Raw genomic sequence first — 23,779 nt, 5'->3', positions numbered from 1 at the left:
ATGCTGTATTTTCAAGTTAAAAATGGCTAGCCTGAGACTAAAAAAGGGTAATAACATTCTCATGTTATAACCCTTTGTTAATACGTGTTTTTAAAAACTAATTAGTGATTTTCAGACACCATATTCACTGTATATTTAGGAATATCAACCACTAAATCTTCATCACCAACAATCGATTGGCAACTTAGACGAGATTCTGGTTCTAGACCCCAAGCTTTATCAAGCATATCTTCTTCAAGTTCATCACCTTCTTCGATTGAGTCAAAGCCTTCGCGAATAATAACGTGACAGGTAGTACAGGCACATACTTTTTCACAGGCATGTTCGATACCGATATCATTTTTTAAGGCAACGTTTAATACGCTCTCACCGGTTTCTGCTTCAACGACCGCGCCATCAGGGCATAACTCTTCATTAGGTAAAAATATAATTTTTGGCATTTTATTTATTCTCTGCTTGCAAGGCTTTCGCCTAACTTAAATACATACCCAAGCGACTTGAAGATGTGTGTTTCAGGACGCCTGAGCGATTCATAATCAAGGCGTCTCATTTTATTAAGGGTTATTCCCTTAATAAAGGAGGCAACAATGAGCATGAGTTGCTCAGACATCCCCGCAGGGCTGGTTTAGAATCATTTTATGCTGCGTTATTGATTTCGACAATAAAATAACTATTTTCTTCAATCAATGTCTTGCCTAAAGGCGTTTCTAATTCCAGCTGAAACCTGCATCTTCATGTGGCTCGGGTATAATCAGGATCTTATCAAAGATAATTTACATTTTATCAACTGCTTGGCCGGCTAAGGCTTGGCTAATCGAGCTGTCCATACGACGTTCAGCAAATATTGCGGTACTATCATTTACCGCATCTAGTGCATTTTCTATCGCTTTAACTTCTTGTCCTTGGCTAACCTGAGCAAGTAATTTAATCGCGTTTTCAATAGCGGCTATTTCATCAGTAGTAAGCAACTTACTGTCTGCAAGTAAAGCGGCTTGAACGGACTCTATCACACGTGAAGCTTCAACTTGTTGCTCCTTCAACATACGCGCTTGCATATCATCAGCAGCATTACTCATAGAGTCTTTAATCATTTGACTAATTTGATTATCATCAAGACCAAATGACGGTTTAACTTCAATGCTCGATTCCACACCAGAAGATTTTTCCATCGCTGATACAGACAGTAAACCATCCGCATCCACTTTAAATGTGACGCGAATATGCGCCGCTCCGGCAGTCATTGCAGGAATACCACGTAATTCAAAACGCGCTAACGAACGACAATCATCCACTAATTCTCGTTCACCTTGTAATACATGAACAGCCATAGCTGTTTGGCCATCTTTAAAGGTGGTAAATTCTTGTGCTTTTGCAACAGGGATAGTGGTGTTTCGTGGGATAACTTTTTCAACCAAGCCGCCCATGGTTTCTAAACCAAGAGATAAAGGCGTAACATCCAGTAGTAACATTTCACTATCAGGTTTATTACCCACTAACACATCCGCTTGAATTGCAGCGCCAATAGCGACTACTTTATCAGGATCAATTGACGTTAACGGCGTTTTATTAAAATGTTTTTCAACTTCAGTACGTACTAAGGGTACGCGAGTTGAGCCACCAACCATCACAACTTCGATAACTTCATCGATGCCGATTTCAGCATCTTTTAGCGTGCGACGACAAGCGCGTAGGGTTTTATTAACTAATGGGCCGATAAGCACATTTAACTGTGCTTTGCTTAAACTGGTTTGCCAGTTACTGTTATCATCCAGCAAAATTGTAATTTCAACTTGCTCTTTAGCGGTTAACTGCTCTTTAGCAAAACAAGCTTGCTGCATCAATTGACGTTCAAGTGAAGGTGATAAAGGTCTTACAAGGCCAGCTTGCTCAATTAAATAGTCAACTAAAGCAACATCAAAGTCATCACCACCTAGTGCGGAATCACCGCCCGTCGCTAATACTTCAAATACACCTTTATTTAAACGTAAAATTGAAATATCAAAGGTACCGCCGCCTAAATCATAAACAGCAATCACCCCTTCTTGGCCTGAGTCTAAGCCATAAGCAACAGCCGCAGCCGTAGGCTCATTTAACAGGCGCAATACACTAACACCGGCTAATTTTGCGGCATCTTTAGTACTTTGTCTTTGAGCATCATCAAAATGAGCAGGTACTGTGATAACAACCCCTGTAAGATCTCCACCTAACGCGGCTTGTGCCCTTGCGTTTAAACTCTTCAATATTTCTGCCGAGACCTGAACAGGGTTAACAGCACCTTGTCTCGTCATAATTTCTGGATGATTTTCATCACCACAAAAATTATAAGGTAATGAAGGGTATTTGCTTTGAATATCGTGTAGCGAGCGACCAATTAAGCGCTTAGCCGAAGTAACAGTATTCTCAGGATCTTCAATACTAAGTGCTTGCGCTGTTTGACCAACTAAAACATTATCTGCCTGATAGCTAACAATGGATGGCAAAATATCACGGCCTTGATCATCGCTTAAGGTACTTGCGCTTCCGCTTTGTACACTTGCTATTAAGGAGTTAGTGGTACCAAGATCGATGCCTGCAGCTAATCTATGTTCATGAGGAACGGTACTTTGACCGGGTTCTGCAATTTGTAATAAAGCCATGATGTTAATTCAATGATTTAGTTTAAGTTTAAGTTAAAGTATCTTCTTAGCAAGTCGAAAGCATTATCTGCTGAAACGTGTGCTAGCCACGTTAATCACCAAATAAACTGTCCTCTAGCCGGTCCACTTCAACATTTAATTTTTGATAAAACTTTAATTTACGTAAATTATCGCATGCAGCGAGGTTAGATGCTGCATTATTTTCACTAATCTGTGTTCTCATTAATTGCGAAAGTTGCGTGCATTCATTCGACAATACCGTTTGTGCATCAGCTAAGGCGGCATCCACATCGCTCGAAAACTTAACGTCTTCAAGCATTTCACGCAATTCCATTTGACGCATTAAAAAACTAGTGTCTTGGAATGAATGCTGTTCGTTTGGCATTTCAACACCACGCTGCACAAGTATATACTCTGCGCGTTGTAATGGATTTTTCAGCGTTTGATAAGCGTCGTTGATTTGCGCAGATTTTTGTACCGCGAGTCGTTGTTCTTGCTCCGATGAATGAGCAAACTTGTCCGGGTGTACAGTCTTTTGCAAAGTCTGATAACTAGATGACAATTCTTGGATGTCGACATCAAAGGAGACTTCAATGTTGAATAATTGAAAGTAGTTCAAAATGTTTACTCTGATTTTACATCGACGGGACACTTACAAAGCGATCTCGCCATAATGAATTCAGCTCAACGATAGTTTGCTCTGATGCAAGGCAAAAGCACGGAGTTGACGTGAGTCAATGAGTACTTTCAACGCTGCAACTGAGTAAAATAGCTAAGAGATAAACTCGTTATTACACAATAACTTAGACATTAAAGGACTCACCACATCCACACTCACCTTTGGCGTTTGGATTGGTAAACTTAAAGCCTTCATTCAAGCCTTCTTTAACAAAGTCGAGCTCAATGCCATCAAGATAAACAAGACTCTTCTCGTCGATAATAATGTTGACATCATCAATGTGGAATAATTGATCGTCTTCATTTAAATCATCAACAAATTCGAGCACATAAGCTAAACCTGAACAACCGGTGGTTTTAATACCTAGACGGAGTCCAAGTCCTTTGCCACGATTTTGCATGAAAGATTGAACCCGTTCAGCTGCAGCAGGAGTCATGGTAACAGACATTGTTTTCTCCGTTATTTACCTTGTTTAGATTTAAAATCTTCAATGGCTGCTTTGATAGCATCTTCTGCCAATATAGAACAATGAATTTTTACCGGCGGTAAAGCTAACTCTTCAGCAATTGCAGTGTTTTTAATTTCACCCGCTTCGTCAATAGATTTACCCTTTACCCACTCAGTTACTAATGAACTTGAGGCAATTGCAGAGCCACAACCGTAAGTTTTGAATTTTGCATCTTCAATGATGCCTTCATCAGAAATTTTTAATTGTAACTTCATAACGTCGCCACATGCAGGTGCGCCGACCATACCAGTTGCTACGGATGGATCGTTCTTATCCATTGAACCAACGTTACGTGGGTTCTCATAATGGTCTAGTACTTTTTCGCTGTAAGCCATGTTGCTCTCCTAGATTGTGTCAAATAAATTCAGGTATTTACCTGATAACCAATTATTTGACACTAAATGTTATTTAAATAATGAGTTGTTTACTAAGCTGCTTTATAAAATGGCTTAGTGACCAGCCCATTCAATTGAATCTAAATCGATACCATCTTGGAACATTTCCCAAAGCGGTGACATGTCACGTAAGTGACCAATTGCATTTTTAATAAGGTCAATTGCGTAATCAACTTCTTCTGTCGTAGTAAAACGACCAAAGCTAAAACGAATTGAGCTATGTGCCATTTCATCATTTAAACCTAAAGCACGAAGTACATACGATGGCTCTAAGCTTGCTGAGGTACATGCGCTACCTGAAGATACTGCCAAATCTTTCAATGCCATGATGAGTGACTCACCTTCAACAAAATTGAAACTAACATTTAAGTTACCAGGATAACGTTTATCAGCATCGCCATTAATAAAGACTTGATCCATGCTGTTTACGCCAGCCCATAAACGGTCACGCATTGCAGTTACATGTGCTTGATCTTGTGCCATCTCTTCTTTAGCTATTCGACATGCTTCACCCATACCGACAATTTGATGAGTCGCTAAAGTGCCAGAACGCATACCACGCTCATGTCCGCCACCATGTGTTTGTGCTTCGAGACGAATACGTGGTTTACGGCTCACATACAATGCACCAATACCTTTAGGTCCGTACATTTTATGTGCAGAAATTGACATTAAATCAACTTTTAATGCTTGCATGTCAATATTAATTTTACCAGCGCTTTGTGCAGCATCGACATGAAATATAATTTTACGCGCACGACACATTTCACCAATTTCACTGATGTCTTGTATCACACCAATTTCATTGTTTACATGCATGATGCTGACTAAAATCGTGTCATCACGCATAGCGTCATTAAGCTTATTTAAGTCAATTAAACCATTCGCTTCAGGATCAAGGTAGGTCACTTCAAAACCTTGTCGTTCTAATTCACGACACGTATCTAATACAGCTTTATGCTCAGTTTTACAGGTAATAATGTGCTTGCCTTTCTTATTATAGAAATTAGCAGCACCTTTAATTGCAAGGTTGTTTGACTCAGTAGCACCTGATGTGAAAACAATTTCACGTGGATCAGCATTTATTAACTCAGCAATTTGATTACGAGCGATATCAACCGCTTCTTCAGCTTGCCAACCGAATTTATGTGAACGAGACGCAGGGTTACCAAAATGACCATCGTTGGTCATGTACTGCATCATTTTTTCTGCTACGCGCTTATCTACTGGTGTAGTAGCTGAATAATCAAAATATATAGGAAGCTTCATTCGCTAACTCTCTCCGATGGTAAATATTTAATTCGACCCGACTAGTTATGACCAGTCGTTCATTACATCTTTTGTGGTTATTAGTGTCTCTAACGCTATGCTTTTATGCGCATTGATATGTAATTTATCTTGGCGCTTAGAAACGGCTTGCACATCACCTTTTGCAACTAATTCGGCTAAAGTGATATTTTTCAAGAATTCTTCAATTCGTTGGCTTAATCCTTCCCAAAGGGAATGTGTCAAGCATTGCTCTCCATCCTGGCAATTTCCTTTACCCGAACATTTAGTCGCGTCTACACTTTCATTCACGGCATAAATAACATCTGCAACGGCAATTTGTGCGGAGCATCTGCCCAAGCGATAACCGCCACCTGGCCCACGAACACTTGTCACAAGGCCTTCTTTACGTAAACGCGAAAAAAGCTGCTCTAAATATGACAAGGATATACCTTGACGCTCTGAAATATCAGCCAAAGATACAGGCCCTGCTACTGCATGAATAGTAACGTCTAACATGGCAGTAACTGCGTAACGACCTTTAGAAGTAAGTTTCATAATCTGCTCTCAAACACTATGTTGGTGTACTCAATACAACAATTTAGTAGGGTGACTAAATTAAAACCATTTGGCAGGAAAACATAATGTACATGCCTTATATAGCAAATGATGCGCAATTTTACATAACCATAAAGATTAGTCAAGTAAATACCCTAGTGATTTACTCGGGTATTATACACCATGATATGACATGCGAGAAGCAATAGTTGACTATTTTACTCAACTATTGCTTTTGAGGGGAAATTAGATTTCTGGATCAAAGCTTGCCACTTTACTTTCACGGCGTTCTGCCGCTGCCTTTTCATCTTCGACAAACTCACCCACGCGTAATTCAGGCAGGTTTTTAGGGCAAATATCTCCACCTAGGGTGTTAATTTCTTTGCAAAGCTCAGTCACCCTATCGTCCATTAAATGCATATGATCAAGTAAACGACCAATAGCCTTAGCAACAGGATCCGGGTTATCATGGGAAACAGCATAAGCGTCAAAACCATATTTCTTAGCAACTTCTTCTCGTTGCTGGTTTTCATCTTTACTGTGTTTATCTGGCACAATTCGGCCGGGAATACCTACAGCAGTGGCATTCGCCGGTAAGTCTTTAACGACAACGGAGTTAGAGCCAACTTTTCCGCCCTTGCCAATGGTTATTGGGCCAAGTACCTGAGCACCAGCGCCTATAACAACATTATCTTCCAACGTTGGATGGCGTTTTCCTGCTTTCCAGCTGGTACCACCTAAGGTAACGCCATGATAAAGCGTTACATCATTACCTACCTCAGCGGTTTCACCGATTACAATCCCCATGCCATGGTCAATAAAGACACGACGACCTAATTTTGCGCCTGGATGGATCTCAATTCCCGTTAACCATCGAGAAAAAGTAGATATTACGCGTGCTAAAAGTTTCCATTCAGCACACCATAACCTATAACTTAATCGGTGAATCCAAATTGCATGTAAACCCGGATAGTTTAGGATCACTTCAAAACTAGTGCGAGCGGCAGGATCTCTATCAAAGACACTATTGATATCTTCTTTGATACGACTAAACATAAATTATTCCTTCTCTTTTCTTTTATTTTGGTGGCTATTATGACTTCTCTTTACTAGACCTTTCCATCGAGGCAAAAATCCCACGCATCATTTTAACTTCTTTCACATCAGGTCTAGCGCGATTAAATAAGCGCCTTAATTTAGTCATCACTAAACCAGGATGATTTTCAACAATAAAACCGGTCGCTTTAAGTGCTTTTTCAAAATGTTGATAAAAACGCTCTGTTTCTTCAACAACAGGATAAAGCTCTTCATCCTCACTTTTGGTTTTAGCAACTAAATTACCGTTACCCGTGCTGCGTTCTTGATAATTTTGATCATGTGCCAGCAAATAACTAGTACGTACTTCATAACTTAGCGTTTGCACCGCCATCGCTAGATTTAATGAACTATAATCTGGATTTGCTGGTATCTGCACATGAAAATGACAAAGCTGTAACTCTTCATTAGTCAAACCACTGCTTTCTCGTCCAAACACTAGCGCCACAGGATACTCACTGGCTTCAGAAACCATTTTTTCTCCACAACCACGAGGCTCTAACATAGGCCAAGGTAATGTACGAGATCGGGCACTAGTACCAACAACTAAACCACAATCTTCAATCGCTTCCGCCAAGGTATTAACGACTTTAGCATTCGCTAAAACGTCCGTGGCACCAGCTGCTAATGCTTGTGCTTGTCCATTAGGCATTTCAGCAGGGTCAACTAAGATCAGTTGACTTAAGCCCATTGTTTTCATTGCTCTAGCTGCACTGCCTATATTACGGCAGTCAGAAGTATTTACTAAAACAATTTTAACCCGATCTAATAAGGTAGCTGCGGTATTACTTTCTTGAGAATCTTGTTGAGAAACTGACATTTTTTACTCTTCTTGTTTGCTTTGTCGAACAAAATACCAATCGGACTCATCTATTATTCACTTAGCGAGAATCAAACAGCTCATTCAGGTAATCATTGACTAAAGATAATAATTTTCTATCATCAAAAACAAAAACACTGTAAATAAGGTTTTATATTCCGTTTGGATAAATGCCTCTGCAGAAGCACTATAATTGCGACTATGGCGCTAAGTTATACAATAAATAGATTCGCTTAGTATAAAGCCCATCTAGATGGCCAATATTCTATCACAGAAGATTACTGCTGTAGTTAACAAAAAGCACGCTTATTGGGCATATTTATCTATGGTAATTTGATATGTATTAGTTTTTTTTTCTCTATGGAAAAGGGATTGTTTAAACTGCTCACTAATTAAACATTATTTTAATTATTCTATCGCTAACTAGTTTTTTATTTGCTATACTTCGCGCGCTCAATTTTCAAGACAATGTTTGCTTGAAAATGTATTGTTCTTTTAAAAATTATTTACAAATAGGTACACTATTATGCATCCCATGCTAAATATTGCCGTGCGCGCAGCGCGTACAGCAGGTAAAGTTATCGTTCGCTCTATAGAGCAACTTGATAAAGTTGAAATTGAATCAAAAGGAACTAACGATTTCGTCACCAGTGTTGATATTAGCTCTGAAGAAGCCATTATTGAAACTATTCGTAAATCATACCCAGATCACACTATTATTGGTGAAGAATCTGGTATTTTAAAAGGCAGTGATGACGATTATCAATGGATTATTGATCCACTTGATGGCACATCTAACTTCATCAAAGGCATCCCTCACTTTGCCATTTCTATTGCTTTGAAAGTAAAAGGCAAATTAGATCAAGCTGTTGTATTTGACCCTATCCGCGGTGAGTTATTCTCAGCCAGTCGTGGTAAAGGTGCTCAATTAAATGGCTTTAGAATCCGTGTAAGTAAAAACAAAGAAATTGCAGGCACAATATTAGCGACGGGATTCCCGTTCAAACAAAAACAGCACAGCGTTGCTTATATGGCAATGTTCTCAAGCTTATTCCAAAATACTTCGGATCTGCGCCGTTCAGGTTCAACAGCACTTGATCTTGCCTATGTAGCTGCGGGCCGTGTTGATGGTTTCTTCGAAATTGGTACTAAACCATGGAATACCTCTGCTGGTGAATTATTAGTGATTGAAGCGGGTGGTTTAGTTACCGACTTTACTGGCGGTCATAATCATGCGAATTCAGGTAATATTGTTGCAGCAAATACACGTATATTAAAAGATGTTTTACAAGAGATACGTCCACATCTAGGTGATGCTCTTAGTAAGTAAAGTTTGCATGAGTTAAGCTAAGTTATAGCAGAATATTATTAAGCGCCACAGCAACCTTAGTAAAATAAGGTCACTGTGGCGCTTTTTTTGCTTTAGACTATTAATATAGTTAATTGTACATATTGTTAAGAGAGCCCATGGAAAATAGTAATACAAACAAACAAGCCTTTATTGCTGGTGAAGTGGCCCTAGTTGGCGCGGGTCCAGGCGATCCCGATCTACTGACTTTACAAGCTTATCGTTTTATCAAACAAGCTGAAGTGGTTATCTATGATAGGTTAGTCAGTGCAGAAATAATGGCGTTATTGCCGACTGATTGCCAATTAATATATGTAGGAAAAAAACAAGCAGATCATAGAGTTCCACAGGATGGCATCAACCAATTACTAGTTGATAATGCTTTATTGGGTAAAAAAGTAGTGCGATTAAAAGGTGGTGATCCCTTTGTTTTTGGACGAGGTTCTGAAGAAGCTCAATTCATATTAAGCCATGGTGTTGCATGCCATATTGTGCCAGGAATGACAGCGGCATCGGCTTGCACTAGCTATGCAGGTATTCCGTTAACCCATCGAAAAGTTGCGAGAAGTTGCACCTTTATAACAGGAAATGTGCAAGATAATGGTGCATTAGATCTTCCCTGGCAGACATTAAATGATAATGAGCAGACCATCGTTTTTTATATGGGTATTAAAAGTTTACCTATAATAACAGCCCAATTAAAAGAAGCGGGTCGGGATATAGATACACCAGCGGCATTAATTAGAAAAGGTACGCATCAAGATCAACAAGTGATTAAAGGAACTTTAGCCAATCTAACTGAGTTAGTTGCATTACATAACATTAAGCCACCAAGCTTAATTGTTATAGGTGATGTGGTAGGGTTATTTGAAAGTGAGCGACTCACTAACTTAGGCTACTTAACGCCTTAGAAGCAATAAATCAATTGAGAAAAAGATAAACTTCAGAGGAAAAAAGGCTTATGGGAAATAACCAGCATTTCTCATAAGCCTTATTAGTAACCGACTCTAAAGGTAAGTCAGTCCAATAGCTCACTATTTTACCGGGCGTTTTGCTCTGCGTGACTTAGGGGCAGTACCATCATTATTAGAAGGTCTTCTTCTTTTCGATTGATTATTACCGTTAGCATTAGCACCAGAGCGTTGGCCATCTTTATGCTCAACTTTACCTTTCCCCTCTTTTTTAAAAGCTTTTGGTTTTTTCGCTTTTTTGGCTTTTAATGGTCTTATCGGACGAGATTCGCCAAGCTGATTAACAGCTATAAATTTATCAATAACTTTACGTTCAATGTGCTGTTGAATTACATGCTCGATATTCCACAATAACTCTAACTCATCTGCACATACTAATGATAATGCTTGTCCAGTATTGCCTGCGCGCGCTGTTCGACCAATACGGTGAACATAATCCTCAGGCACGTTTGGTAAGTCAAAATTAACAACCTGTGGTAATAAATCGATATCAATACCACGTGCTGCTATATCCGTTGCAACTAGGATGCTAACGGAACCATCTTTAAACGCAGCAAGCGCTTTTGTACGAGCTCCTTGACTTTTATTACCGTGTATCGCCGCGGCTGTTAATCCCTCTGCTTCAAGATGTTTGGTTAGCTTATTAGCACCATGTTTAGTTTTGGTAAACACTAATACTTGTTGCCAGTTATTCTCTTGGATTAAGTGCGTTAACACTGCAGGTTTACGTTTTTTATCAACCGAAGTTAACCACTGAGTTACTTTTTCTGCGGTACTATTTTCTGCATTGACTGAAATTTCTAATGGGTTATTGACTAAACCTTTTGCTAAAGCGCGAATATCAGGTGAAAACGTCGCAGAGAAAAGTAAGTTTTGACGGTCTTTTGGTAATAATGCAATCAGCTTTTTAATATCACGGATAAAACCCATATCTAACATACGATCAGCTTCATCAAGAATAAAGACTTCTAGTTGACTGAACTTCACTGCATTTTGATTGTATAAATCAAGTAGTCGGCCAGGAGTTGCCACAAGTACGTCAACACCTTGACGAAGTCGCATCATCTGTGGATTGATCTTTACACCACCAAAAACCACCGTTGAATGCATGTTTAAATACTTACCGTACATTTCAATGCTTTCACTAATTTGTGCTGCAAGTTCACGCGTTGGCGTCAGTATAAGTGCTCTTACATTATTTGATGAAACCTTATGACCTTTACTGCCTGCAAGACGCTGTAATAGCGGTAGTGTAAACCCTGCCGTTTTACCTGTGCCGGTTTGGGCTGCAGCCATGACATCGCGTCCAGAAATAACCGCAGGAATAGCTTGTGCCTGGATAGGTGAAGGCGTTTCATATCCCTTGTCACGCACCGCTTTTAATAATGCCTCAGATAAACCTAAATCAGAAAAGCTGGTCGGGGTATCACTCATAAGTCGTCTCTTTAAAAAAGAATAAAAAATACTGGCAGCGAAATAGAAAGTGTTGGCAGCATGAAAGGGCGTGCAGCATACATTAAGGTTATTACCAAGTCTATTAAGTTATCCCTTAGCCAGCGAGATTTAAAATAATTAGCATTAATGAGGTGGTATTTGAAGGGTAAAATAACGTCACACTAAATAAGCACCACTTAATAAAAAAGCCGAGTAACTTTCGTTACTCGGCTTTTGCGGAACAGTGTGCCAGTCATTTAACAATAACGTTTATGGCATCATTGCTTCTTGGTCCGCACCTTCTTTTTCAATCACTTCAGGTATTAAGTCTTCTTTGGAAATACCTAAAGATAATGCCACTAAACTGGCAACATAAATTGAAGAGTAAGTACCAACAAAAACACCAAATAATAATGCCGTAGCAAAACCATGAATTAGTGCTCCACCTTGGAAAAACAAAGCGGCTAATACTAATAAGGTAGTAATTGAGGTAATAAAAGTTCGGCTTAAGGTTTGTGTTAAAGAAACATTAATAATTTCTTCAGCTTCACTATTACGTATTTTTCTAAAGTTTTCCCGAATCCGGTCTGAAACAACAATAGTATCGTTAAGTGAATAACCAATAACCGCTAATATCGCTGCTAATACGGTTAAATCAAACTCGAGTTGTAAAATGGAAAACAAACCAAGTGTTAATAAAACATCGTGAAATAACGCGACCACTGAACCTACAGCAAAACGCCATTCAAATCGAAAAGCAACGTAAACCAAAATACAGATAAGGGCTGTTAGCATTGCTAAACCGCCCTGCTCCGCTAATTCATCACCAACACTTGCGCCAACAAACTCAATACGGCGCATATCAACCGTTTGGCCCGTAGTTCCTTGTAAGACATCAAGGACTTCATTACCAAGCATTTCAGCTTTAACGTCATCACGTAGACCTAAACGGATAACAACATCACGACTACTGCCATAAAATTGCACTTTTGCATCAGCAAAACCGTTTGATTTCATCACATCACGAAGCGTTTCTAGATCGGCTGCTTCCTGAAAACCTACTTCAATCAAAGTACCGCCAGTAAAATCTAAACCAAAGTTTAGTTTGTTCGTGGCAAGAGAAGTAATTGAAGCAATCATTAATAAGGCGCTAAATACAAGGGCTATCTTGCGATAGCTCATAAAGGCGACAGTTTCTTTTAAACGTAAAATTTGCATAACTTTAATTCCTGCCCTTACTATATCGAAAGCTTATCAAGACGTTTACCGCCCCAAACTGCATTAACAACCGTGCGCGATGCGACAACAGAGGTAAACATTGAAGTAATAATACCGATAGATAATGTCACAGCAAAACCTTTAACAGGTCCAGTACCAATAGCAAACAAAATTAATGCCGCAATTAACGTCGTAATGTTAGCATCAATAATCGTTGAAAATGCTGCTTCGTAACCCTGATGAATTGATTGTTGAATCGTTTTACCTTCACGCATTTCTTCACGAATACGTTCAAAAATAAGTACGTTAGCATCAACTGCCATACCAACGGTTAAGACAATACCTGCCATACCCGGTAAGGTTAACGTAGCGCCAGGAATCATTGACATCACACCAACAATCAATACTAGGTTAGCACCTAATGCAAGGTTAGCGACCACACCAAAGGCGCGGTAATAAATCATCATAAAGATAAAAACTAAACCAAAGCCCATTAAGATAGCTTCAAAACCAAGTTTTACGTTTTCAGCACCTAAAGTAGGGCCGACAGTTCGCTCTTCAACTATGGTTATTGGAGCAATCAAAGCCCCCGCACGTAATAATAAGGCAAGGTTATGTGCTTCAGCAGCGCTGCCAGCACCGGTAATACGGAACGTTTTACCTAAACGAGACTGAATAGTAGCAATAGAGATGATCTCTTGATTTTTTTCAAAGATGATATTACCTTCAGCATCTTTTTTATCAGTCGCTTTGTATTCAATAAATACTGTTGCCATTGGCTTACCAATATTGCTTTTGGTGCCACTAGACATTTTAGAACCACCAGCGCTATCAAGTGAAATATTCACTTGTGGGCGTGAATACTCATCAAAACCTGACTTAGCATCGGTGATATGATCACCCGTTAACATAACGCGTTTTTTCAACAGGCTAGGTCTACCATCTTTATCTGTTAGTAAGATAGAGTTTGCTGGCACTCGACCATTTATCGCGTTGGATAAGTCACCTTCGGTATCCACAAGCCTAAACTCAATTGTCGCGGTAGCATTTAGAATTTCTTTCGCTTTAGCGGTATCTTGAACACCTGGTAGTTCAATAACAATATGCTTTTTACCTTGGCGTTGAACTAGCGGCTCTGCAACACCTAACTCATTGACACGATTTCGAATAATTGTAATGTTTTGCTGTAAAGCATATTCGCGAATCTCTTTTAACTTCTGCTCAGTCATTTTTGCTGTAAGCGTAAGCGTATCGTCATCAGTGCTTAGTAATAAATCACGGTAGCGCTTTTTCAGTAATGATTGCCCAGCTTCTAAGTCTTCAATTTTTCTAAAAACAACGACAACAGAATTATTCGCTTCTTTAACGCTACGATAGCGAATTTTTTCATTACGCAAGTCACCACGAAAATCACTCACCATACCAACTTTAGCTTTATTGATGGCTTCTTTCATATTCACTTCCATCAAGAAGCTAACACCACCACTTAAATCTAAACCTAATTTCATTGGCGAACCGCCAATTGCTGCTAACCAATCAGGGGTATTAGGCGTTAGATTCAAAGCAACTGAAAACTTTTTACCTAGTTTATCATCTAGGACATCACGAGCTTTAAGCTGTTCTTCAGTATTATTAAAACGCGTTAATATTTGACCTTTCTCCAAAGCAATACTGTCATAGCTCAGTTTACTTTCTTCTAAATGAGCTTTAACACTATCAAGTGTAGCGGCATCAGCTTCAACGCCACGTAAACCTGAAACTTGCACGGCGGGTGATTCGCCATATAGATTTGGTGTAGCATAGAGCGCACCCAAAGCGACAATCATTGCCACCATTAGTGTTTTCCATAAAGGGTATTTGTTTAACACAATGTGTCCTTTTTATTTATTTCTCTTCGCGCGAACAAGCTGTCCACCCTACTAATCTTAATGCTCTAGTTTTAGCTAAGTTAGTTGGTTTTAGTTCAAAGAAAAAGTACAAAACTGACTCATGTCATTGAATACTTTTGATGATGAATTAAAACCAGCTAACAAGGATAAAATTATAAAGACTTCATTGTGCCTTTTGGAAGTACTGCATTAATTGCATTTTTTTGTACAGTAACTTCTGTACCTTCGCTAATACTTACAACGATGAAATCTTTTTCATCAGATACTTTAACGATTTTGCCAACAATGCCGCCTTGTGTTAATACTTCATCGCCTTTACCTAACGAAGACATTAAGTTTTTATGCTCTTTGACACGTTTCGCTTGTGGGCGATAGATCATAAAAAAGAAAACTAAACCAAAAACGGCTAGCATAATGATCATTTCCATCCCGCCACCGGGTGCTGCTGGTGCCGCTGCTGCATGTGCTTTACTGATAAATAAACTCATAAATTCCTCTTACTTCTTATTATTGATTAGACATTAGTTAGTGACTATGTATTTTATTGCTCTTTCGCTCAATTGATTTGTCAAAAGTACTCACAGACTAACGTCAGCTCCGTGCATTTTCCTTTCAATTAAACGAAAGTTCTTCAAAATACTAAACCACTGGATTTAACAAAACTCTTTAATTACTTAAAACTAAACTTGCTTACTACCTTCCGCTAATGGCGGTACAGGTAAACCACGTAAAGCGTAAAATTCTTCGACAAAGGCGTCTAATTTACCTTGCTCGATAGCATCACGCAAACCTTGCATCACTTTTTGATAAAAATGAAGGTTATGTAAGGTGTTTAACTGTGAACCTAGAATTTCTTTACACTTATCTAAATGATGTAAATAAGCACGAGAATAATTCTTACAGGTATAACAGTCACACGTCTCATCAAGTGGGCCTGTATCGGTTTTATGGCTAGCATTTCTGATTTTTATAACACCAGTATTGACAAATAAATGACCATTTCTAGCATTACGTGTTGGCATGACACAATCAAACATATCTATACCACGACGGACGCCTTCTACTAAATCTTCAGGCTTTCCTACTCCCATCAGATATCGGGGCTTATTTTTAGGTATCAAGGGCGTAGTATGATCTAATATGCGCACCATATCTTCTTTGGGCTCGCCTACTGATAAACCACCAATGGCGTAACCATCAAACTCAATTGCTTTTAGGCCCGCAACCGAGACTTCACGTAAATCTTCATACATACCACCTTGCACTATACCAAACAGTGCATTTGGGCTATCGCCGTGAGCATCCTTTGAGCGTTGTGCCCAGCGAAGTGACAACTCCATAGAATCTTTTGATTCTTTATGACTCGCGGGGTATGGCGTACACTCATCAAAAATCATCACAATATCAGAATTTAAGCTACGCTGAACTTCCATTGAGCGCTCTGGCGTAAGCATAATTTTTTCACCATTGACAGGCGAACTAAAACGCACACCTTCTTCAGTAATTTTGCTCATTTTTCCTAAGCTGAATACTTGAAAACCGCCAGAATCGGTCAAAATTGGGCCTTTCCAATTCATAAATTCATGCAAGCCACCGTGCTGTTCTATAATCTCTGTACCTGGACGTAACATTAAGTGAAAGGTATTGCCCAAAATAATATGAGCGCCCGTCGCCTCAACTTCTTCAGTTTTCATACCTTTAACCGTACCATAGGTACCAACAGGCATAAATGCTGGCGTTTCTACTACGCCACGATCAAAAGTTAATCGGCCACGACGTGCTTTACCGTCGGTACTAATTAGATCATATTTCATTCTATTTTTTACTGCTTCTGTCATAAGTTTTCTCTCTCACCCACTAGCTAAACAGGCTGGCGGTGTTGGTTTAATAAATAGTTTTCATTGGTCGCATATACTGTCTATATTTATAGATAGCTTTGCTTAACGCTTAGTTAACGATTGCTTACTTCTTGTTTATTTCCTGCTCACTACGTTGTTAGAGTCTTGCTTAGTGAGGAACATAGCATCGCCATAACTAAAAAATCGGTATTCATGGCTTATCGCGTGCTGATAAGCTGGCATAATATGGTCATAACCAGAAAATGCACTGACTAACATTAGTAAAGTTGATTCAGATAAGTGAAAATTAGTCACTAACGCATCAACTACTTGAAACTGATAACCTGGGGTGATGAATATTTCGGTATCGCCGTAAAAAGCGCTTAATGATTCATTTTTATCTTGTGCGGCTTTGGCCGCACTTTCCAGCGAACGTACTGAGGTTGTGCCAACTGCAACAACTCTTCCGCCTGCCGCTTTAGTTTTGTTTATTTGTGCTACTACATCATCTGAGACTTCAACATACTCAGCGTGCATAATATGATCAGCAATTTCATCTACCTTAACGGGTTGAAAAGTACCAGCGCCAACATGCAAAGTAACGAACGCTAACTCGACACCTTTAGCTTTTATTTTTTCTAATAAAGCTTCATCAAAGTGCAAACCTGCTGTTGGTGCTGCCACCGCACCAGGCTTTTCATTGTAAACCGTTTGATAACGTTCTTTATCACTGTCTTCATCGGGTCTATCAATATAAGGTGGTAGTGGCATATGCCCGATTTTTTCTAAAATTGTTAATACTGATTCATCACCAGTAAACTTCAATTCAAACAGTGCACCGTGGCGTGCCACCATAGTTGCTTTGACTTTAGCATCACTGTCTTCGTTACCAAGTTCATTACCTAAAAAAAGTTCATTGCCTATTTTCGGAGATTTACTTGCGCGAATATGAGCGAGAGCGGTGTGCTGATCGACAATGCGCTCAACCAAGACTTCAATTTTTCCACCACTGGCTTTTTGGCCAAACATCCTGGCAGGGATCACTCTGGTATTATTAAACACCAGTAAATCACCTGAATTCAATTGCGCAACTATATCGGTAAAAACACCATCGGTTATCGCACCTGAATTACCATTTAAGGTCATTAAACGACTTGCTGAACGCTCGGCTTTTGGGTATCGAGCAATAAGAGCTTCGGGTAAATCAAAGGAAAAGTCTGAAACACGCATGATATTGGCTATTTTTCTGCTTTAAAAAGGGCGTAATTTTAGAGCTGCATGCCATTGATAGCAAGTTAATTCGCTACTTTTAACCCTTTAGGTTATAGAACACCGAACAAACTTGTGTTGAAACAACATTATTGCTTGTTATAACCAATATTTAGAAAAACTATCTCTGTAATTGAGCTTTTAGTGTATGTTGGTAAATATACGCTAAAAGCTTAATATTTCGGGTTTGAGGATACCTGAACAATTCATGAACAAGGCGCATCTTTTTATTAAAGGTTGCCCCTCAAAAACAGGCGTAACAATGAACATGAGTATTAAGCGGTGTTGTCATGCCCTTATTTAAATCGACTAAAGAGTTAATTGCCCTATGAAAGATGAACTTGCACTTACTATTGCCAATACAATTATTAACGGCTTTGCGCGCCATTTTGCAATTTTTACTGAAATTACTCAGTCAGCCCGTAATAGGTTTCAACAATGTCAATGGAATGAAATTCATCGTTCCGCTAGGGCAAGAACCAATTTTTATGACGAGCGAGTAACTGAAACCTTTAATGAAATTAAAGATAACTTTAATATCTGCTCCCTTGATGATGCTTTATGGCAGCGAATTAAAGCCGTTTATTCTGATTTATTAATCAATCATAAACAGCCTGAATTAGCTGAAACCTTTTATAACTCAGTATTTTGTCACTTATTCGAACGTAAATACTATCACAATGATTATATTTACGTTGAAAGTACCGCGCACCGCCTCGATGATAAAGCACAACCTGAGATTTACACCTCTTATCAGCCGAAAGAGCTTGGCCTAAAACAAACTATTTGTGACATTATGAATAGTCATAGAACTGTGATCCCTTTTGAGGATCTCGATCGTGATGTTGATGCACTTATTAATACCTTTCGCCGCAAAGCCCATAAAACTCGTGTTAAGTTAGAAGATTTAAAGTTTGATATTCTTAACTTTACTTTTTATCGCAATAAGGGGGCTTACCTCATTGGTCGAGTATTATCGCCAGCGGGAGAAACGCCATTCATTATTGCCGTGCTTAACAATGAAAAAGGTGGTTTGTATATAGATGCATTACTCACCAGTAGTGAAAGTATGGCAGTTGTATTTGGTTTTGCTCGCGCATACTTTTTTGTTGATTGTGAGCACCCTTATGCGCTGGTTAACTTTTTACAAGGACTCATGCCGCATAAAACTAAAGCGGATTTATATTCAGCGATTGGTTTTCATAAACAGGGAAAAACACAGTTTTATCGCGATTTTCTCAACCATTTAGACAGCAGTAATGACCAATTTGAATTAGCTGCTGGTATAAAGGGTATGGTGATGTCTGTATTTACCCTGCCCTCATACCCTTATGTCTTTAAAATTATCAAAGATAAGTTTTCACCCAGTAAAAACATAACTAAGAAAGACGTAAAGGGAAAATATCGTTTAGTTAAGTTACACGACAGAGTTGGTCGAATGGCCGATACCATGGAATATTCAGAAGTAGCCTTCCCTAAGTCACGTTTTAATGAAGAACTTCTAGCTGAACTGCAAAAAGTAGCCCCGTCCATTATTCGCTATGAGGGCGAAGGTGAAGATGAACTTATTATTATTGAACATTTATATATAGAGCGCCGCATGGTGCCGCTAAATCTGTACCTAACCGATGCGCTTAAAAATAAAGCACAGCAAAAAATTGATGATGCTATGTTCGGTTATGGTCAAGCCATTAAACAGCTTATCTCTGCGGATATTTTCCCCGGTGACATGTTACTGAAAAATTTTGGCGTGACACGTCATGGCCGAGTGATTTTTTATGATTATGACGAAATCGCCTATATGAATGAGATCAACTTTCGAGTGAAACCTAAAGCGGTTACTGAAGAGCAATTATATGCTGCTGAACCTTGGTATAGCGTAATGCCTGGCGATATGTTTCCTGAAGAGCTAGCCACGTTTGCATTAGCAAATCCAAACTATCTCAAAGCATTTAAAATACACCACGAAGATTTATTAACCGCTGCTTATTGGCAGCAATGTCAGCAAGATGTTGCCAATGGTATTTATAAAGATGTCTTCCCATACCCCGATAAATTCCGCTTTTGTAATATAAGTTTCAACAGCACTAAAAAACAAGCAGAAACAGAAAACTAGCAAATCAAAGCACCGACATAATTGAATAATGCCGGTGCTCTTTCTCAACCCATAATCAATTCGCGCAATTGTTAAACAACGTTTGTTATTAAAAAATAAAGTAACCCTATTCTCTTACCAACCTATCAGTGTTTATTAGGTATAACCGGCTAGTTTACTAGCACTTTGTCGATAAAACAGTCGAACGGACTATAAAGACAAAAAAAAACGACCTTTGCTCTTTACCTTTTCCTGCGCATCAGTATAATTCGAATCTGTTGCAGGGGTGTAGTTCCAATTGGTAGAACAGCGGTCTCCAAAACCGATGGTTGGGAGTTCGAGTCTCTCCACCCCTGCCATTTTCCTTCTGAATGCTTTTTTATACAATCTCAGTAAATCTTCTATTTTTTATTATCACTGATAAACCAAAGTATTGCTTAATATACTAGTACCTCGGTAAATTTATCTACTTTTAGTCTGTCGTAAATTCTGTCATTATATTTACCCTTAATCTTAGAGCTAATAAACCATCGTCGATGAGCATTAACCAACATCAATTTGAACAACTCACTGAAATGGGCATCAGCCTATGGCAGCACCGTACTCGTGAGATCACAAATGATAAAAATAGTGCTCAAGCCAATTGTTATCTTGATATTGACTTAAACGTTTTAGCTAGTCTGCAATTATTCCATGACATTTTATTAGCATTAAAATTAACTATCGGTGAGATCAACCATCAAAATGATCACTTAGACCTAGGGTTATTTAATTGGTATTTCACCGCAACACCTCATGACAAAATTCAATGGCATGAGCAGCAGTTGCTCACACCGTCTCTTACTGAAATATCTAAATCGCCTATGCTTAAAAAGCAATTATGGCAATTACTGACTGAGCAAACACAATGAGTAATCCCGCAACAGCTACGACACATCACTTTACTGCAATAACGCGCGCTGATGTCTCCACCTTAATGCCAATAGAGCTTGCTTGCCATTCTCACCCTTGGAGTGAAAAAACCTTTGTAAGTTGTATCGGCAATCGTTATTTCGGAGAAAAACTCGCAATCAATCTACCTAGCGATGCGGCCATTGGTTTTTACGTTGGTGAATATGTGCTTGGTGAGGCAACACTGATGGACATTTGTGTAACCCCTGATGAGCAAGGTAAAGGTTGCGGAAAAGTCTTACTCAACCGCTTCTTAGCTCAAGCGAAAAAGCTCGGAACGACAAAGGTCTTTTTAGAAGTTCGTGCGAAAAATATCTCTGCACAAATGCTTTACATGAATGCAGGTTTTATCGAGATTAGTCGTCGTACAGGTTATTACCCAAGCAGCACTGGTTTTGGCTATGAAGATGCTATCGTCATGTCAATGCACTGCAAATAAAGATCTCAATCAACCGTGATAACAAAATAACGACCTCGTTAACAAATAACAACACTTGAATACGTAAAGTGGCTAGTTCATCCCTCTCCTTTAGTTAATATACTGTACAGAACCTCAACAAGGTTTTAATCGTATTTATTACACCTATTTTAAGGAGAGTAAAAAATGTTTACTAAGTTAAGCACTGAAACAGATATATTACTGTCTAACGAAGCTGTTACAAACCTAGTCGTTAGTGATGCACTACAGAAAATTAGTCAGATTACCGGCTTAAGTGAGCAACAAGCTTTCGCATTATTATTGGGTAAAGTAAATCAACAGCACAGTAATAATGGCCAAGATGAATTAATTAAAGTGCAAAGTCCGTTAATCGAACAAAAAGAATCTCAGTTCATTTCAAGTTTATTTAATTAAGTTGTAAACTATCCTAAGAGGCGAAGCTCTGCTAAAATATTTTGGTTGTGAACAACTAAAACAGCGGGGACATCAGCCACTATTTAAGTCGATAATTAGCTTTATACACGACAGCAACTATCACCACTCTATCAGCCAATGCCTAACAATGCTGACTAGCTATATTTTCATAGTTTTACTTGTTTTAGACTCGCTACTGTAGCTCTAATTTGGTCGATAAATTAATCCGTTTGGTATTAAACAACACGCCCTTTAATGGTACAATGCGCGCAATTTTTTAATAATGATGAAAAGCCCTGTACTAAGCTAAGTACAAAAGGTGCTTATCTACTATTTACTTAACAGGTAATTTGCATGTCTGTACAGCAAGAGCAAGTCGATTTACGTCGCACATTTGCCATAATTTCTCACCCTGATGCCGGTAAAACTACCATAACAGAAAAAGTACTTTTGTTCGGTCAAGCTTTACAAAAAGCAGGAACCGTGAAAGGTAAAAAATCAGGTCAACATGCAAAATCTGACTGGATGGAAATGGAAAAAGATCGTGGTATCTCAATTACGACCTCGGTAATGCAATTTCCTTACAATGACTGTCTGGTAAACTTACTTGATACTCCTGGCCATGAAGATTTCTCGGAAGATACTTACCGTACACTTACCGCTGTAGATTCATGTTTAATGGTCATTGATGTTGCGAAAGGTGTTGAAGCACGTACCGTTAAATTAATGGAAGTTACCCGCCTACGAGACACACCAATCATTACTTTTATGAACAAAATGGATCGCGATGTGCGTGACCCGATGGAAGTGATGGATGAGGTTGAAGAAGTATTAAAAATTAAATGTGCACCTATTACTTGGCCAATTGGCATGGGTAAAGAATTCAAAGGTGTTTATAACCTAGTGACCAACGAAACCTTTTTGTATCAGTCAGGCTTAGGTCACACCATTCAAGAAGTGCGCATCATCAAAGGACTAGATAATCCTGAACTTGATGAAGCCGTCGGTAGCTTTGCTGAAGATTTACGTGAAGAGCTTGAACTTGTGCAAGGTGCTTCTCATGATTTTAATTTAGACGAGTTTCTCAAAGGTGAACTAACACCGGTATTTTTTGGTACAGCACTTGGTAACTTTGGTGTTGATCATATGCTTGACGGTCTCACCAAATGGGCGCCTAAACCATTACCCCGTCAAACAGATTTACGTGAAGTGAAGGCAACAGAAGAAAAATTCTCCGGTTTTGTCTTTAAAATTCAAGCTAACATGGATCCAAAACATCGTGACCGTATTGCATTTATGCGTATTTGCTCAGGTAAATATGAAAAAGGCATGAAGATGAAACAGGTTCGACTAGCTAAAGATGTAAAAATTGCTGATGCAGTAACGTTTATGGCAGGTGATAGAGCCAATGTGGAAGAAGCTTACGCGGGTGATATTATTGGTTTACACAACCATGGCAGCATTCAAATAGGCGATAGCTTTACCGGTGGCGAGATGATGAAGTTTAGTGGTATTCCAAACTTTGCCCCTGAGATGTTTCGTCGTATTCGCCTACGTGATCCATTAAAAGCCAAGCAATTACAGAAAGGTTTAATTCAGTTATCTGAAGAAGGTGCAGTACAAGTATTTAGACCTTTTATCAATAATGACATGATTGTAGGTGCAGTTGGTGTCTTGCAGTTTGAAGTTGTTGTGCAACGCTTAAAAACCGAATACAAAGTTGATGCGATATACGAAGCGATCAGTGTTGCTACGGCACGCTGGTGTACGTGTGATGATGAACGTACCTTAGAGCAATTTAAGAAAAAAGCGGGTGATAACTTAGCATTGGATGGCGGTGATAATTTAACCTATATCGCTCCAACTATGGTTAACTTGTCATTAGCGCAAGAGCGTCATCCGGATATACAGTTCCACGCGACACGCGAACATTAGTTTGGTGTCCTAGTTCGTCAT

General features: G+C 39.0%; 22 protein-coding genes and 1 tRNA gene. 8 read left to right on the top strand and 15 right to left on the bottom strand.

Going from position 1 to position 23,779, the window contains the following annotated elements:
* Window positions 1–101: 101 nt before the first annotated feature.
* From fdx to trmJ, 9 genes are all read right to left on the bottom strand, one after another.
* Window positions 102–440: an ISC system 2Fe-2S type ferredoxin gene (gene fdx, locus ND2E_RS02015; RefSeq protein WP_033095631.1), complete on the bottom strand. Its 339-nt coding sequence runs from the start codon at window positions 438–440 to the stop codon at window positions 102–104.
* A gap of 333 nt (window positions 441–773) precedes the next feature.
* Window positions 774–2,636, bottom strand: a complete 1,863-nt coding sequence (gene hscA, locus ND2E_RS02020) for a Fe-S protein assembly chaperone HscA (protein ID WP_033095630.1) — start codon at window positions 2,634–2,636, stop codon at window positions 774–776.
* Between the two features lie 91 nt (window positions 2,637–2,727).
* A complete protein-coding gene (hscB, locus tag ND2E_RS02025) occupies window positions 2,728–3,255 on the bottom strand; it encodes a co-chaperone HscB (RefSeq protein ID WP_033095629.1) in 528 nt (175 codons plus the stop codon).
* Window positions 3,256–3,439: 184 nt separating this feature from the next.
* A complete protein-coding gene (iscA, locus tag ND2E_RS02030) occupies window positions 3,440–3,763 on the bottom strand; it encodes an iron-sulfur cluster assembly protein IscA (RefSeq protein WP_033095628.1) in 324 nt (107 codons plus the stop codon).
* Window positions 3,764–3,774: 11 nt separating this feature from the next.
* The gene (gene iscU, locus ND2E_RS02035) at window positions 3,775–4,158 is read right to left on the bottom strand and encodes a Fe-S cluster assembly scaffold IscU (RefSeq protein ID WP_033095627.1); all 384 of its coding nucleotides are present in this window, start codon (window positions 4,156–4,158) and stop codon (window positions 3,775–3,777) included.
* Between the two features lie 114 nt (window positions 4,159–4,272).
* Window positions 4,273–5,487 carry an IscS subfamily cysteine desulfurase gene (locus ND2E_RS02040; protein ID WP_033095626.1) on the bottom strand — a complete coding sequence of 405 codons (1,215 nt, stop codon included), beginning with the start codon at window positions 5,485–5,487 and terminating at the stop codon, window positions 4,273–4,275.
* Window positions 5,488–5,532: 45 nt separating this feature from the next.
* The gene (iscR, locus tag ND2E_RS02045; protein WP_033095625.1) at window positions 5,533–6,042 is read right to left on the bottom strand and encodes a Fe-S cluster assembly transcriptional regulator IscR; all 510 of its coding nucleotides are present in this window, start codon (window positions 6,040–6,042) and stop codon (window positions 5,533–5,535) included.
* Between the two features lie 246 nt (window positions 6,043–6,288).
* The gene (cysE, locus tag ND2E_RS02050; RefSeq protein ID WP_033095624.1) at window positions 6,289–7,098 is read right to left on the bottom strand and encodes a serine O-acetyltransferase; all 810 of its coding nucleotides are present in this window, start codon (window positions 7,096–7,098) and stop codon (window positions 6,289–6,291) included.
* A 37-nt stretch (window positions 7,099–7,135) separates the two neighbouring features.
* On the bottom strand, window positions 7,136–7,957 hold the full coding sequence (gene trmJ / locus ND2E_RS02055) for a tRNA (cytosine(32)/uridine(32)-2'-O)-methyltransferase TrmJ (protein WP_052056975.1): 822 nt from the start codon (window positions 7,955–7,957) through the stop codon (window positions 7,136–7,138).
* Between the two features lie 526 nt (window positions 7,958–8,483).
* Between trmJ and suhB the strand changes: the two genes are divergently transcribed.
* Together suhB and cobA are read left to right on the top strand one after the other, a co-directional pair.
* A complete protein-coding gene (gene suhB, locus ND2E_RS02060) occupies window positions 8,484–9,287 on the top strand; it encodes an inositol-1-monophosphatase (protein WP_033095623.1) in 804 nt (267 codons plus the stop codon).
* A gap of 137 nt (window positions 9,288–9,424) precedes the next feature.
* Complete coding sequence (gene cobA, locus ND2E_RS02065) at window positions 9,425–10,216, top strand: uroporphyrinogen-III C-methyltransferase (RefSeq protein WP_033095622.1); 792 nt, start codon at window positions 9,425–9,427, stop codon at window positions 10,214–10,216.
* A gap of 123 nt (window positions 10,217–10,339) precedes the next feature.
* Here the strand turns inward: cobA and ND2E_RS02070 are convergent, their stop codons facing one another.
* The 6 genes from ND2E_RS02070 to queA form a co-directional block, all read right to left on the bottom strand.
* Window positions 10,340–11,710, bottom strand: a complete 1,371-nt coding sequence (locus ND2E_RS02070) for a DEAD/DEAH box helicase (protein WP_033095621.1) — start codon at window positions 11,708–11,710, stop codon at window positions 10,340–10,342.
* 270 nt (window positions 11,711–11,980) lie between these two features.
* The gene (secF, locus tag ND2E_RS02075; protein WP_033095620.1) at window positions 11,981–12,928 is read right to left on the bottom strand and encodes a protein translocase subunit SecF; all 948 of its coding nucleotides are present in this window, start codon (window positions 12,926–12,928) and stop codon (window positions 11,981–11,983) included.
* A gap of 20 nt (window positions 12,929–12,948) precedes the next feature.
* Complete coding sequence (gene secD, locus ND2E_RS02080; RefSeq protein ID WP_081962115.1) at window positions 12,949–14,796, bottom strand: protein translocase subunit SecD; 1,848 nt, start codon at window positions 14,794–14,796, stop codon at window positions 12,949–12,951.
* A 173-nt stretch (window positions 14,797–14,969) separates the two neighbouring features.
* Entirely contained in the window at window positions 14,970–15,305 is a 336-nt protein-coding gene (gene yajC, locus ND2E_RS02085) for a preprotein translocase subunit YajC (protein ID WP_033095618.1), read from the bottom strand.
* Between the two features lie 192 nt (window positions 15,306–15,497).
* The gene (gene tgt, locus ND2E_RS02090) at window positions 15,498–16,631 is read right to left on the bottom strand and encodes a tRNA guanosine(34) transglycosylase Tgt (protein ID WP_033095798.1); all 1,134 of its coding nucleotides are present in this window, start codon (window positions 16,629–16,631) and stop codon (window positions 15,498–15,500) included.
* A 159-nt stretch (window positions 16,632–16,790) separates the two neighbouring features.
* On the bottom strand, window positions 16,791–17,885 hold the full coding sequence (gene queA, locus ND2E_RS02095; protein WP_033095617.1) for a tRNA preQ1(34) S-adenosylmethionine ribosyltransferase-isomerase QueA: 1,095 nt from the start codon (window positions 17,883–17,885) through the stop codon (window positions 16,791–16,793).
* A gap of 367 nt (window positions 17,886–18,252) precedes the next feature.
* Here queA and aceK point away from each other — a divergent pair, with 367 nt between their 5' ends.
* The 6 genes from aceK (at window position 18,253) to prfC (ending at window position 23,758) form a co-directional block, all read left to right on the top strand.
* A complete protein-coding gene (gene aceK, locus ND2E_RS02100) occupies window positions 18,253–20,040 on the top strand; it encodes a bifunctional isocitrate dehydrogenase kinase/phosphatase (protein ID WP_033095616.1) in 1,788 nt (595 codons plus the stop codon).
* A 261-nt stretch (window positions 20,041–20,301) separates the two neighbouring features.
* Window positions 20,302–20,378: transfer RNA gene (locus ND2E_RS0122045), tRNA-Trp, on the top strand.
* A gap of 177 nt (window positions 20,379–20,555) precedes the next feature.
* Window positions 20,556–20,930 carry a DNA polymerase III subunit psi gene (locus tag ND2E_RS02105; protein ID WP_033095615.1) on the top strand — a complete coding sequence of 125 codons (375 nt, stop codon included), beginning with the start codon at window positions 20,556–20,558 and terminating at the stop codon, window positions 20,928–20,930.
* Window positions 20,927–21,409, top strand: a complete 483-nt coding sequence (gene rimI / locus ND2E_RS02110; RefSeq protein ID WP_081962113.1) for a ribosomal protein S18-alanine N-acetyltransferase — start codon at window positions 20,927–20,929, stop codon at window positions 21,407–21,409. Before ND2E_RS02105 ends, rimI begins: the two co-directional genes overlap by 4 nt.
* Before the next feature lie 165 nt (window positions 21,410–21,574).
* Entirely contained in the window at window positions 21,575–21,823 is a 249-nt protein-coding gene (locus tag ND2E_RS02115) for a hypothetical protein (protein WP_033095614.1), read from the top strand.
* Between the two features lie 354 nt (window positions 21,824–22,177).
* A complete protein-coding gene (gene prfC, locus ND2E_RS02120) occupies window positions 22,178–23,758 on the top strand; it encodes a peptide chain release factor 3 (RefSeq protein ID WP_033095613.1) in 1,581 nt (526 codons plus the stop codon).
* Window positions 23,759–23,779 lie beyond the last annotated feature (21 nt).

Source organism: Colwellia psychrerythraea (assembly GCF_000764225.1).
Lineage (GTDB): Bacteria > Pseudomonadota > Gammaproteobacteria > Enterobacterales > Alteromonadaceae > Colwellia > Colwellia psychrerythraea_D.
The sequence above is the reverse complement of the archived record's forward strand: the minus strand, read 5'-3'. Positions and strand labels throughout refer to the sequence as shown.

Bases quoted from the DNA above. Each gene is read 5' to 3' on its own strand.
- ND2E_RS02115 (WP_033095614.1), top strand. From the start codon at position 21,575: ATGTTTACTAAGTTAAGCACTGAAACAGATATATTACTGTCTAACGAA.
- rimI (WP_081962113.1), top strand. From the start codon at position 20,927: ATGAGTAATCCCGCAACAGCTACGACACATCACTTTACTGCAATAACG.
- iscU (WP_033095627.1), bottom strand. From the start codon at position 4,158: ATGGCTTACAGCGAAAAAGTACTAGACCATTATGAGAACCCACGTAAC.
- aceK (WP_033095616.1), top strand. From the start codon at position 18,253: ATGAAAGATGAACTTGCACTTACTATTGCCAATACAATTATTAACGGC.
- tgt (WP_033095798.1), bottom strand. From the start codon at position 16,631: ATGAAATATGATCTAATTAGTACCGACGGTAAAGCACGTCGTGGCCGA.
- prfC (WP_033095613.1), top strand. From the start codon at position 22,178: ATGTCTGTACAGCAAGAGCAAGTCGATTTACGTCGCACATTTGCCATA.
- iscA (WP_033095628.1), bottom strand. From the start codon at position 3,763: ATGTCTGTTACCATGACTCCTGCTGCAGCTGAACGGGTTCAATCTTTC.
- iscR (WP_033095625.1), bottom strand. From the start codon at position 6,042: ATGAAACTTACTTCTAAAGGTCGTTACGCAGTTACTGCCATGTTAGAC.
- trmJ (WP_052056975.1), bottom strand. From the start codon at position 7,957: ATGTCAGTTTCTCAACAAGATTCTCAAGAAAGTAATACCGCAGCTACC.
- yajC (WP_033095618.1), bottom strand. From the start codon at position 15,305: ATGAGTTTATTTATCAGTAAAGCACATGCAGCAGCGGCACCAGCAGCA.
- suhB (WP_033095623.1), top strand. From the start codon at position 8,484: ATGCATCCCATGCTAAATATTGCCGTGCGCGCAGCGCGTACAGCAGGT.
- ND2E_RS02105 (WP_033095615.1), top strand. From the start codon at position 20,556: ATGAGCATTAACCAACATCAATTTGAACAACTCACTGAAATGGGCATC.
- ND2E_RS02040 (WP_033095626.1), bottom strand. From the start codon at position 5,487: ATGAAGCTTCCTATATATTTTGATTATTCAGCTACTACACCAGTAGAT.
- ND2E_RS02070 (WP_033095621.1), bottom strand. From the start codon at position 11,710: ATGAGTGATACCCCGACCAGCTTTTCTGATTTAGGTTTATCTGAGGCA.
- cobA (WP_033095622.1), top strand. From the start codon at position 9,425: ATGGAAAATAGTAATACAAACAAACAAGCCTTTATTGCTGGTGAAGTG.
- secF (WP_033095620.1), bottom strand. From the start codon at position 12,928: ATGCAAATTTTACGTTTAAAAGAAACTGTCGCCTTTATGAGCTATCGC.
- hscA (WP_033095630.1), bottom strand. From the start codon at position 2,636: ATGGCTTTATTACAAATTGCAGAACCCGGTCAAAGTACCGTTCCTCAT.
- fdx (WP_033095631.1), bottom strand. From the start codon at position 440: ATGCCAAAAATTATATTTTTACCTAATGAAGAGTTATGCCCTGATGGC.
- cysE (WP_033095624.1), bottom strand. From the start codon at position 7,098: ATGTTTAGTCGTATCAAAGAAGATATCAATAGTGTCTTTGATAGAGAT.
- queA (WP_033095617.1), bottom strand. From the start codon at position 17,885: ATGCGTGTTTCAGACTTTTCCTTTGATTTACCCGAAGCTCTTATTGCT.